The 11,117-nt window shown below is 62.1% G+C and carries 11 protein-coding genes; 7 read left to right on the top strand and 4 right to left on the bottom strand.

The genetic code is table 11. From position 1 onward, the window contains the following. Together ARB25_RS02675 and ARB25_RS02670 are read right to left on the bottom strand one after the other, a co-directional pair. Positions 1 to 412: response regulator transcription factor (locus ARB25_RS02675; RefSeq protein ID WP_172676308.1), on the bottom strand; the 412-nt coding region annotated here is incomplete at its 3' end. A gap of 18 nt (positions 413 to 430) precedes the next feature. Beyond that, on the bottom strand, positions 431 to 973 hold the full coding sequence (locus ARB25_RS02670) for a UBA domain-containing protein (protein WP_022093856.1): 543 nt from the start codon (positions 971 to 973) through the stop codon (positions 431 to 433). Between the two features lie 358 nt (positions 974 to 1,331). Here ARB25_RS02670 and ARB25_RS02665 point away from each other — a divergent pair, with 358 nt between their 5' ends. After that, positions 1,332 to 1,607, top strand: a complete 276-nt coding sequence (locus ARB25_RS02665) for a hypothetical protein (protein ID WP_055285561.1) — start codon at positions 1,332 to 1,334, stop codon at positions 1,605 to 1,607. Between the two features lie 48 nt (positions 1,608 to 1,655). Beyond that, positions 1,656 to 2,381 carry a metallophosphoesterase gene (locus ARB25_RS02660; RefSeq protein WP_055285559.1) on the top strand — a complete coding sequence of 242 codons (726 nt, stop codon included), beginning with the start codon at positions 1,656 to 1,658 and terminating at the stop codon, positions 2,379 to 2,381. A 15-nt stretch (positions 2,382 to 2,396) separates the two neighbouring features. Here the strand turns inward: ARB25_RS02660 and gluQRS are convergent, their stop codons facing one another. Then, the gene (gene gluQRS, locus ARB25_RS02655; protein ID WP_055285558.1) at positions 2,397 to 3,398 is read right to left on the bottom strand and encodes a tRNA glutamyl-Q(34) synthetase GluQRS; all 1,002 of its coding nucleotides are present in this window, start codon (positions 3,396 to 3,398) and stop codon (positions 2,397 to 2,399) included. A 516-nt stretch (positions 3,399 to 3,914) separates the two neighbouring features. On the opposite strand from gluQRS, the gene ARB25_RS02650 reads away from it, so the two are divergent. After that, entirely contained in the window at positions 3,915 to 5,858 is a 1,944-nt protein-coding gene (locus ARB25_RS02650) for a DUF2207 domain-containing protein (RefSeq protein WP_055285556.1), read from the top strand. Positions 5,859 to 5,997: 139 nt separating this feature from the next. Here the strand turns inward: ARB25_RS02650 and ARB25_RS02645 are convergent, their stop codons facing one another. Next, on the bottom strand, positions 5,998 to 6,639 hold the full coding sequence (locus ARB25_RS02645) for a GNAT family N-acetyltransferase (RefSeq protein WP_055285554.1): 642 nt from the start codon (positions 6,637 to 6,639) through the stop codon (positions 5,998 to 6,000). Between the two features lie 277 nt (positions 6,640 to 6,916). On the opposite strand from ARB25_RS02645, the gene purH reads away from it, so the two are divergent. The 4 genes from purH to ARB25_RS02625 form a co-directional block, all read left to right on the top strand. After that, a complete protein-coding gene (gene purH / locus ARB25_RS02640; RefSeq protein WP_055285552.1) occupies positions 6,917 to 8,524 on the top strand; it encodes a bifunctional phosphoribosylaminoimidazolecarboxamide formyltransferase/IMP cyclohydrolase in 1,608 nt (535 codons plus the stop codon). Between the two features lie 105 nt (positions 8,525 to 8,629). Further along, positions 8,630 to 9,337, top strand: coding sequence for a hypothetical protein (locus ARB25_RS02635; protein WP_253276031.1), 708 nt, complete (start codon positions 8,630 to 8,632; stop codon positions 9,335 to 9,337). A gap of 179 nt (positions 9,338 to 9,516) precedes the next feature. Further along, positions 9,517 to 10,188, top strand: coding sequence for a response regulator transcription factor (locus tag ARB25_RS02630; RefSeq protein ID WP_055285550.1), 672 nt, complete (start codon positions 9,517 to 9,519; stop codon positions 10,186 to 10,188). A 9-nt stretch (positions 10,189 to 10,197) separates the two neighbouring features. Beyond that, positions 10,198 to 11,117, top strand: a 920-nt coding sequence (locus ARB25_RS02625; protein WP_055285643.1) for a sensor histidine kinase, incomplete at its 3' end; no start/stop codon positions are given.

Below are 11,117 nucleotides of genomic sequence, written 5' to 3'. Positions count from 1 at the left end.
CGCTCGCCATGCCCGCCCCGGCGCCGCCAACGCCCGAAGCCGCCCGCACGGCCTCCGAGCGCTTCAGCGCAACGCGGATCCGTGCGAACAACTCCTCAATCGCAAACGGCTTGGTCAGGTAATCGTCGGCGCCGGCATCGAGCCCGGCCACCTTGTCCATCACGGCATCTCGCGCGGTGACCATAATCACCGGCACATCCTTGTGCTTGCGGATGCGTCGCAGCACCTCCATGCCGTTGAGCTGCGGCAACAGCACATCGAGCAGAATCAGATCGTAGTTGCGCTCCAGCGCCAGGTCCACGGCGGTGCGGCCGTCGGCGGCGTGCTCCACCTGGTAGCCCTCGTGCTCCAGCTCGAGCGTCACAAAGCGGGCGATTTTCTCCTCGTCCTCTACGATCAGGATCCGTGCCATGCGTGCCCCCGTCTGCGATTACTTGTCGTCGTTCAGATTTTGCTTGATGTCGTCCGCGGCATCGGCAGCGTGATTCATAAGGTTGTTGATGCTGCCGGGTACGTCGCCGTCGCTATCGATGCGGTAACGCATGCCAAAGAACAGGCCAATCAGCATCAGCCATATCGTGGCGCCCCAGGCAAACAGCGCGACGATGGGGATCAGGATGGGAATGTTGAGGATGATCGCGTCGCGGCGCGTGGCGATAAACTTGGTGTCCAGGCTCAGGCGGAAGAGCTTTTTGAGGTACTCCCACACGCTATCCATCTTCTTGGAGAAGTCGGTCTTTTCGCTCGACTTCTCGTAGGCGGCCTGCGCGGCGACCATCTCGGCTGAGGGCTCATCGACTGGCGCGGACTCGGTGGCGGCGTGCGCCGACGTGGTCTGGGTCTTGCCCTGCGACTCGAGCCAAATGATGGCATCCAAGACGTTGCCGTCGGCGGCGTCGAGCGCGGCCTTGGCATCGGTGTAGCTCACGTTGCACTTGGTGCGGATGGTTTCAACTTTTTCGAGGTCGTCCATGACCTGTCCTTTCGTTCGATGGGCGCGACGCCGGGCGATCTGCCCGGGCGCGAGCGTTGCGTTCGGCGGCCTGCGTTGCGCGGCGCCGCCCCGCCCTTGGTCGAACTCTATAGTGCAGGTTATAGATTAAGCGATTCTTGAGCCAAGATTAACGTTGGATGAGTTTTTGGGTAGCGGTGGGAAAAGTATTAGACCTCGATAGCGGGGGATGTGGTGCCGGTGCAAAACGGCGTCAAAGGTTGGTCGAGCAGGCGGTTTCTCCATTGATGTCCGCACAGCATGTGACACTTACCCTGCCGCCTCGCTCTGCCGCGGCGGCATGCGTCTGAACAACGACCCTCTAAGGAGTTCGATACCGATGAGTGACAACGCAAAGCATCTCGCAAAGAAGTGCGTTAAGGACGCGGGGCCGTGCCTCGCGCTGTGCGTAGCCGGCGCAGCGGTCGCGCTGCTGGCTGTTCTGGGGCCGTTCGACGTGCTCCGAAGTGCCAGCTTTCTGCATGCTTGCATGGCTCTTGCCGGCGCCATGATGACCGGCGGCGTGCTCGATTTGATCTTTTGGGTGTTTGACCCGTTTGGATGGAAGAGCGAGGGTAGGTCCCAAAGGATGGAAGGGCTGGAACGGTTGACTTAGTGATCGTGCAGAATGTGGGCTAGCGACTTACAGGGAAGTGGTGATCCGATGACGGTCTATGTGACGGGCGATATTCACGGCGGCGTCGACATGCAAAAGCTTCGCGACTGGGATCTTGGGGATGGTTTGACAAGTGACGACTATCTCATCATCGCGGGCGACTTTGGCTTTCCGTGGGATTTCTCTGCCGAGGAATGTGCCGACATCGCCTGGCTGGAGTCGCGCCCCTATACCGTGCTGTTTGTCGACGGCAACCACGAGCGTTTCGATCACTGGTCGGAGCGCCCCATGGAGCTGTGGCACGGCGGCCTGACGCAGCGCCTGTCGGACACCTCGCCCATCCGACGCCTGACGCGCGGTGAGGTTTTTGAGCTCGACGGCCCAACGATCTCTACCATGGGCGGCGCCACGAGCGTGGATAAGGAATACCGCATTCCGTATTCCAGCTGGTGGCCGCAGGAGCTGCCGGACGAGCGCAACTTTGAGGAGGCGCGGGCAAAGCTCGACAGCGTGGGTTGGAAGGTCGACTATGCGATCACCCATACCTGCTCCACGCGCATGCTTTCGCCCACGCTTTACCCGGCACCTGGCTGGAATTATCCCGATGTCGATCGACTCACCACGTTTTTCGACGAGCTGGAGGACCACCTGGACTACAAGCGCTGGTACTACGGGCATTTTCATCGTGACGCCAACCCGGCCGAGCGTCACACCGTGCTCTACGACTGCATCGTTCGCTTGGGCGACGAACTCCAGCCCTGGGATGTTGCGTAGAGGCGGGGTGGCTGGCTACTCGACCGTTACAGTGATGTTCTCCCGATGCGCGCGGATGACGTCCCAGCTAAAGTGCTCGACCAGCTGCTCGGCGGTACGCGGCGTGGTGTCCGGCGCGATGCCTGTTTGCCCGGCGAGCCATCCCAACAGTGCCTCGGGTGTGCCAAAGCGGGTGCGGAGCTCGCCCAGGTCCAGATCGCGATCGCGCTTGGAAAGGCGGCGGCCGTCCGGTGACATGAGCAGCGGAATGTGCGCGTAGTGCGGCGTGGGCAGTCCCAGCAGATGTTGCAGATAGATCTGGCGCGGCGTGGAACCAAGCAGGTCGCATCCGCGTACGATCTCGGTGACGCCCATGGCAGCGTCGTCGACCGCCACGGCCAGCTGATAGGCAAACACGCCGTCGCTGCGGCGCACCAAAAAGTCACCGCACTCGGTGGCGAGTGCTTCGCATTGGGCTCCGTACGTGCGGTCCACGAATTCGATCACGTCGCTGGCGAGGTCGTCGACGGTGGGCACGCGCAGGCGCGTGGCCGGAGCACGCAGGGCACTGCGGCGGGTGATTTCATCAGCAGAAAGACCTCTGCAGGCGCCGCGGTAGATGGGCGTGCCGTCGCTGGCGTGCGGTGCGCTCGCGGCGTGGAGTTCGGCACGCGTGCAAAAACAGGGATAGGTGAGGCCGGCGTCTTGCAGCTGGCGCAGGGCGTCCTCGTACAGATCCAGGCGATCGTGCTGGTAGTAGGGGCCTTCGTCCCACTCGAGCCCCAGCCAGGTCAGATCGTCAATCAGTTGAGCGGCAAGTTCCGGGCGCTTGCAGCGATCGTCCAGGTCCTCGATGCGCAGCACGATGCTGCCGCCCTGGCTGCGGGCCGAAAGCCACGAGCACAGGCAGCTGAACACGTTGCCCAGGTGCATGCGGCCCGAGGGCGACGGGGCGAAACGGCCCACGACGGGGGTGGGCACTGCCGTTGCTGGTGCGTCCGCGGCGTGTGTTGCTATGTTGCGTGCGTTGATATCCATGCGGACGAGTATAGCGCGGGGCGCGGTGGGGGAGACGCTGCCGTGGCCTGCAAGTTGCCGAGGCCGCGCGTTGCGCGTGCCGGACCACCGGCTCGACAGCTCGATCGCCGCCCGCCAGCCCAACCCCTCAAACGACAGAAACCCCGGCAGCTCTTCGCAACTGCCGGGGTTTCCGCGGAAAAGGGGGACATGATCCTCGAGCGAACGGCAAAGGGGCAAACCGTTTTCGCTCAACTGCTTTATGCCCCTCGGCTGGCGGCTCAATCAGCGCGTGCCGCGCCCACACAAAGCCGCTACACCTGTGACGGAGCTGTGAAGTGGTATCTATTGCCGGGGCGGGCTATGCCAAGGGTGTCCCTAATGACTAGTCATTTAAGAACGTCCCCAATGACTAGCTGCCGGGGTGCGGGTGTGACTTTCATCCCGTTTGGCGCTCCGGTCGCCTAGATGTTTGTCATGCGTACCCGCAAACGTGGGACAATGACGCTACTGGTATCACAGACAAAGGATGTGCCTATGAACGACCCCGTTGCCAAAACCTGTCGGCAGCGCCGCCTGTTTGCGCGATTTGCTTCCGTCTGCGCACTCGTCGCGCTTGCATTGCTGCTACTGCCCGCCGCCGCACACGCCGACGGTTATTCCATGACCCAAACCTATATCGGTGCCACGGTCGAGGCCGACGGCTCGCTAACCGTTGTCGAGGGACGCCAGTTTGATTTCGACGACGACATCAACGGCGTGTTTTGGGAGATCAATACGGGCACCAACCAGCAGGGCGGCACGGCGGGCGTCGACGTGCTGAGTGTCGAGGAAGAGGACACCGCGTTTAACAAAGTCGATAGCGCGAACAAGGGCGACTCTGGCGTCTACACGGTCGAGCAGACCGGTGACGGCGTAAGGATTAAGGTATTCAGTCCTCACGAGAGCGGCGACAGCGCGACCTATTACGTGAGCTATACCATGACCGGTGCGGTTATGAACTGGGCCGATACCGCCGAGCTCTACTGGAAGTTTGTGGGCGACGGCTGGTCCGCGGACTCCGATGACGTTGAGATGGAAGTGTACTTCGCAAATGCCGCTGCCGGGACGGCGGCCGTCAAGGGCGATAACTTCCGCGCATGGGGCCACGGCCCGCTGACGGGCGATGTATCGCTCGATGCGGACGAACCCATGGTCACCTATACCATTCCCTGCGTGCATCAGGGCGAATTCGCCGAGGCACGCATCGCCTTCCCCAGCGACTGGGTGCCGCAGCTTGCCGCCTCGGGCGAAGAGCGCATGTCAACGATCCTGAGCGAAGAGAAGGAATGGGCCGACGAAGCTAACGCCCGCCGCGCTCACGCTCGCATGATTGCCAATGCACTTGTCGTGCTAAGTGTTGTTGCGGCGGTGGCCTTTACCGGCACAATCGTTATGCTCAAGCTGCGCAAGCGCAAGCCCAAGCCGCTTTTCCAGGACGAATATTTCCGCGATGTGCCCTCGGCCGACCATCCCGCCGTGCTTTCGGCCCTCATGAGCTGGAACGAGGTGCCCGATCAGGCATATATCGCCACGCTCATGAAGCTCACCGACGACCGTGTGATCAAGCTGGAGCAGGCGACCGTGACCAAGGCCAAGAAGGGTCTGTTGGGGCGTGAAAAAGAAGAGCAGACGTATCGTGTGACGGTGAGTGATGCGGGCTGGAAGTCGGCCAAGGGCATTGACCGCATGGTGCTCAAGGTCTTCTTTGCCGGTGCTAAGCCCGACGAGAACGGTGATCGTTCGCGCACGTTCGACGAGCTGCAGCACTACGTCAAGCAGCACGCTACGCCCGTGGGCGACAAGCTCGAGGACTATCAGAACACCGTTAAGGGCAAGTTGGCCGATAGCGAGTACGTTGCCTCGGACGGCATTGTCGCAATGGTGTTTGGCCTGGTCCTGGGCATTCTAATTGCCTTTATTCCTATTGGATCCATTTTCTTTACCGATGGCGCGCAGGCAAACGTTATCGCCGCGATTATCTCGGTGCCCATCGTGCTTGTGGGCATTGGCGTGAGTCTCACCTTCCGCCGCTTTACGCCGGAGGGTGCCGAGGTGGCGGCTCGCTGCAAGGCGCTTAAGCATTGGCTTGAGGACTTCACGCGTCTAAAGGAAGCCGTCCCCGGCGATCTGGTCCTGTGGAATAAACTTCTGGTGATGGGTGCGGCGCTGGGCGTTTCGAAGGAAGTCCTGCGTCAGCTTGCCGAGGCTGTTCCTCCCGAGGTGCGCGAGGCCGACGGTTTCTACGACAATTACCCCTGCTACTGGTGGTACTACCATCATTACGGTACCGAGTCCCCGCTCGATTCATTCGATGACGTGTATCACGAGAGCATCCGTGAGCTGGCTTCGAGTTCCGATAGCTCGAGCGGCGGCGGTGGCGGCGGCTTCTCGGGCGGCGGAGGCGGCGGCGTCGGCGGAGGCGGCGGCGGAACGTTCTAGCGGTCCTAAATTATGGGATGGGCTTTTCTCGACAGCCGTCGGGGGAAGCCCATCCCTTTTTCATGCGCTACCTACGAAGACTGTCCCCAACGACTAGTCACTGGGGACGTTCCTAAATGACTAGGTATGGCTGCTGGGCCTAGGCCGTTAGGTCAAGTTCGTAGAGGAAGCTTTCGCGCGGCATGTCGTGACGGCGCTCTTCGCGGTTGGCGCGGTGCGTGGCCGCGCGCTTAAAGCCGTGCAGCTCGTAGAACTTCCACGAGCAGTTGGAGTCGGTGTACAGGTGCGCCCTTGTCGCCCCGCGCGAGGACAGATACGAGACCGCGGCATCGAGCAACACCGAGCCAACGCCCAGGCCGTGGACGTCGCGATCAACGGCAAGCAACGTGACCTCGTTGTCGTGCGGCAGCGGGCTGCATTCGAGCAGACGGTTGTTGGTTCGGATGGTTGCGCGCACAAACGAGAGATACTCGGCGCAGGCATCGGGCTCCAGCTCACGCATCTGCGATAGCAGCGTGCGTTCGGTATCCATCCAATGTTCCTTGACGGTGGCGCCGGAGTTCTGTCCCGCGCGTGCGAGCGCAATGCCGCGCGCCTGACCGTCGATTACGGCAACCTGCGAAAACGTCGACGACGAAAGGCAATAGGCGAGGTCGCACGCGGCCTCAAGGCGGTTGTACTCATCGTTATCCGAATTGTTATGCCAAAGCTGCTGCAGAATTAGCGCGATGGCGTCGAAGTCTTCGGTATCAAACGGTCGGTAGAGAACCCGCGAGACCATGGTGCCTCTTTCTTTCGCGGATGCATATCGAGCACAGTTCTACCACGCTATTGGCATCTAATTATGGTGCCCCTGTGTTCCATGAACTCACCGTGCCCGGTGCCGTGCTCACCCCCTCCGCTCGCAAACTTTTTCTGCACATGCGTGCGTTGCGGGGTGCATCGATGCGCTCGATGCGCTACATTGAATCAGTATTTTCAATGCCGCTGCGCGAGCGCTGCAGATCGACGTATCACCGACTCACAGAGCACGGCGGCGTACCAGACAGGAGGACTGCATGGGATCTGATGTGAAGATCGCACGCGCGTTGATCTCGGTTACCGATAAGACGGGCGTCGTCGATTTCGCACGGACGCTGGTCGATGACTTTGGCGTCGAGATCATCTCTACGGGCGGCACGGCTCGTGCCATCGAGGACGCGGGCGTTCCCGTAACCCCCATCGAGGAGTTCACGGGCTATCCCGAGATGATGGACGGCCGCGTTAAGACCCTGCACCCCAAGGTCCACGGCGCGCTGCTGGCCCGCCGCGATTCCGAACAGCACATGCAGGAGGCCGCTCAGCACGGCATTAAGCTGATCGACCTGGTCGTCGTCAACCTGTACGAGTTCGAGAAGACCGTCGCCAACCCCGAGGTCACCTTCGCGGATGCCATCGAGCACATCGACATCGGTGGCCCCTCCATGCTGCGCTCTGCTGCCAAGAACGCCACGAGCGTTACCGTCATTTCCGACCCGGCCGACTACGACGCCGTCCTGGCCGAGATGCACGAGACCGGTGGCTGCACCACGCTTTCCACCCGTCGTCGCCTGCAGGTGAAGGTCTACCAGACCACTGCCGCCTACGACACGGCTATCTCCCGTTGGCTTGCCGCCCAGGCAAGCGACGTGGCGGACACCTCTGCCAAGCTCGAGATTTCGCTGGAGAAGGTCGACGACCTGCGCTATGGCGAGAATCCTCAGCAGAAGGCTACGGTCTACCGCTTTGCCGAGGGCTGCGAGAACACCGCGAGCTCGCAGTTCCCACTCGTGGGCTCCGAGCAGATCCAGGGCAAGCCGCTCAGCTACAACAACTATCTGGATGCCGACGCCGCCTGGAACCTGGTCCGCGAGTTCGACGAGCCGGCCTGCGTGATCCTCAAGCACCAGAACCCCTGCGGTTCCGCCGTTGCCGAGGACATCACGGCCGCCTACGACCGCGCCTTCGCCTGCGATCCCAAGAGCGCCTTTGGCGGCATCATCGCCTGCAACCGCGAGGTTCCCTTTGAGCTGGTTGAGCACTTTGCCGATCAGAACAAGCAGTTCGTCGAGGTCATCATCGCCCCGAGCTACACCGCCGAGGCACTCGAGCGCATGGCTAAGCGCCCCAACCTGCGCGTGCTGGCTACCGGCGGCGTGGACCACGGCGCCCAGGTGGAGCTGCGCTCCGTCGACGGCGGCATGCTGGTGCAGGAGGTCGACCACGTGACCGAGGACCCCGCGACCTTTACGTTCCCCACCGACCGCAAGCCCACCGACGCCGAGATGGCCGAGCTCGAGTTTGCCTGGAAGGTCTGCAAGGGCGTTAAGTCCAACGCCATCCTGGTCTCCAAGGGCAAGGCCGGCATTGGCATGGGCCCGGGTCAGCCCAACCGCGTGGATTCTGCGCTGCTGGCCTGCGAGCGTGCCGAGGACTTCTGCGAGCGCGAGGGCGTGGAGAAGGGCGGCTTTGCCTGCGCAAGCGACGCATTCTTCCCGTTCCGCGACAACGTCGACGTGCTTGCCGAGCATGGTGTGACCTGCATCATCCAGCCCGGCGGCTCCAAGCGCGACGACGAGAGCATCCAGGCCTGCAACGAACACAATATCGCTATGGTCTTCACCGGTGCCAGGCATTTCCGTCACTAAGTTTCGCCCCGGGACAAAATAATCTCCGCAAAAGACGGTCGCTCCGTTTGGAGGGCCGTCTTTTTGGTATAAGAGGACGGAATGACTAACACGAAAGGTACATCCATGCCCCAGATTGATGATGACGAGCTGTTTGGCAATGCCGAGGATCAGCGTGCGTACGAGGACTTTTGCGCCAATCAGGAGGCGGTCGAGAAGTTCACGCTCGACAAGCCCGCGCTCATCTGCCGTTGGCGCATGTCCAACAAAAAGGTGCCCATGCTCAACCGTCACATCCGCGCACTGTCCGAGCGTCTGGTGCAGGGCGAGCCGCTTACCCATAACATGCTCAGTTGGGCCAAGCAGCACGTTGAGTGGTCACTTGCCGAGGGCGATTACACCGCCCACGACGGTGTGCTCATGCTAGTGATCGACGTTAACGGCAACGCCGCCATGACGGTGGGGGAGTACGAGCCGCTGGCCGACACGTCGGCCAAGGCGCTGCGTGCCCGTTCTGCCGAGGCTCGCTCCGAAGCCGACGAGACCGGCGTGGCGCCCGAGCTGCTCGCTGCCGTCAACGACGGTGAGCTGGCCTTTGTGGCGCCGGCGGACGAGTGCCTGTGCGGCACGGCGACGCTCATCGAACAGCTGGCCCAGACCAAGGGTATCCCGGTTACGCGCGTAGACATCCCCGCTCAGCTCAAGGGCGCGCTGTTCCTGGTGAGCGACGAGCACGGCGTGGTCCCTGCCACCGAGACGGATGCCGCCGAGGCCGACGCCGCCACGGTCGCCTTCTTCGCCGAAGGCTACGAAAAGCTCCGTGCTCGCCGCTAAATGATTTTTCTGGGACGGGGATTAAAGAATCATTTTGGTCCCCGCCACCGCTGCGAGTGCGAGGCGGACAAAACGCCCCCGCTCGCGAACAGTTCTGTCACCTTGGTACCGCGCGCGGTGCACACCTGCAGTTTCGCGGCCATAATGGTGGCAAGACAACCAAGAGGGGAGCGGAACCCATGCCGCTGATCTATATCGTTGAGGACGACGAGCCCATCCGTCGCGAGCTCGCCGACATTTTGGCGCGTGCCGGTTTTGAGGTCGAGGCCTGCGAATCGTTCGAGCACGTCTCGCGCGATATTCTTGCTGCCGCGCCCGACCTGGTGCTGCTCGACCTCACGCTCCCTGTCAAAGACGGCCAGCATATCTGCCACGAGGTTCGCCGCGAATCCGAGGTTCCCATCATCGTCCTCACGTCGCGCACGACCGAGATCGATGAGGTCATGGCCATGACGCTCGGCGCGGACGACTTTGTTCCCAAGCCCTATAGCGCGCGTGTGCTCGTGGCGCGCATCAATGCCTTGCTGCGTCGCACCGCGGCGGCAGGCGAGCGCAGCACGCTCGTCCACAAGGGATTGGAGCTCGACCTCGCCCGCTCCATGGTCACCAATACGGCAACCGGCGACAGTACCGAGCTCACCAAAAACGAGCTGCGTATCCTTTCGCTGCTCTTGGGTCGCGCGGGCAAGATCGTCTCGCGTCCGGCCATCATGCAGGACCTGTGGGACTCCGACGCCTTCGTGGACGACAACACGCTTACCGTCAACATCAACCGCCTGCGCACCACGCTCGAAAAAATCGGCATCAAGGGGTATTTGACGACGCACCGCGGCCAAGGCTATTCGGTCTAGGGGCCGGCTATGTCGTTTGGCAAGTTCTTTAAAGATGCGCTGCTTCCCGTCGCCGTGTGGACCTGCGGCGTGCTGCTGAGCTGCTTTGTGCTGACGGTCGCCGGCGCACCCGTTTCTATCGTGGTCGTGGCGGTTGGCGTGTCCTTTATTTTCGGTATGCTCGGCATCGTGATCGAGTACGCTCGCCGTCGCCGTTTTCTGCGTCAGTTGGAGCGCGCGGCAGAGGAACTCGAGAGTCCCGCATGGGTGCAGGAGATGGTGCAATGCCCGACCTATGCCGAGGGCGAGCTTGAGTACGAGGTCTTGCGCCGGGTGGGCAAAGCTGCCTGCGACGAGGTTGCCGAAGGCCGGCGCCAGACCGATGATTATCGCGACTATATCGAGAGCTGGGTCCACGAGGCCAAGCTGCCCCTGGCGGCAGCCCATCTAATTTTGGAAAACCTGGACGGCAGCGAAGACGATCTGTCGCGCGTGGATGACCTGGGCCGTGAGTTGGCTCGCGTGGAGCGCTATATCGACCAGGCGCTGTACTACGCACGCTCGGAAGTCGTGGAGCGCGACTACCTGATTCGCCGCTGGGATCTCAAGACCTTGGTGACGGGCGCGATTAAGGCCAACGCACGCGAGCTCATCGCGGCGCACGTGGCTCCGGTGTGCGAGAACCTCGACTTCGAGGTCTTTACCGACGAGAAATGGCTCGAGTTTATTCTGGGCCAGCTCATTCAGAACAGCATTAAATACGCGCGTGAGGACGGCGCGAAGATCGCTTTTTCGGGCGCGTTGCTGGACGAGGGCTTGGCGAGCGAGCGCATTGAGCTCACCGTTGCCGACAACGGCTGCGGCGTGAGCGCGGCCGACCTGCCCCGCGTGTTCGAGAAGGGCTTTACCGGCGACAACGGCCGCACCACCAAGCGCGCAACGGGCATCGG

Source organism: Collinsella aerofaciens, assembly GCF_001405375.1.
GTDB classification, from domain to species: Bacteria; Actinomycetota; Coriobacteriia; order Coriobacteriales; family Coriobacteriaceae; genus Collinsella; species Collinsella aerofaciens_F.
Note: the sequence above shows the minus strand (reverse complement) of the source record. Positions and strands in the feature narration are given on the sequence as shown.

Coding starts and splice junctions, on each gene's coding strand:
- ARB25_RS02670 (WP_022093856.1), bottom strand. CDS start 973: ATGGACGACCTCGAAAAAGTTGAAACCATCCGCACCAAGTGCAACGTG.
- ARB25_RS02665 (WP_055285561.1), top strand. CDS start 1,332: ATGAGTGACAACGCAAAGCATCTCGCAAAGAAGTGCGTTAAGGACGCG.
- ARB25_RS02660 (WP_055285559.1), top strand. CDS start 1,656: ATGACGGTCTATGTGACGGGCGATATTCACGGCGGCGTCGACATGCAA.
- gluQRS (WP_055285558.1), bottom strand. CDS start 3,398: ATGGATATCAACGCACGCAACATAGCAACACACGCCGCGGACGCACCA.
- ARB25_RS02650 (WP_055285556.1), top strand. CDS start 3,915: ATGAACGACCCCGTTGCCAAAACCTGTCGGCAGCGCCGCCTGTTTGCG.
- ARB25_RS02645 (WP_055285554.1), bottom strand. CDS start 6,639: ATGGTCTCGCGGGTTCTCTACCGACCGTTTGATACCGAAGACTTCGAC.
- purH (WP_055285552.1), top strand. CDS start 6,917: ATGGGATCTGATGTGAAGATCGCACGCGCGTTGATCTCGGTTACCGAT.
- ARB25_RS02635 (WP_253276031.1), top strand. CDS start 8,630: ATGCCCCAGATTGATGATGACGAGCTGTTTGGCAATGCCGAGGATCAG.
- ARB25_RS02630 (WP_055285550.1), top strand. CDS start 9,517: ATGCCGCTGATCTATATCGTTGAGGACGACGAGCCCATCCGTCGCGAG.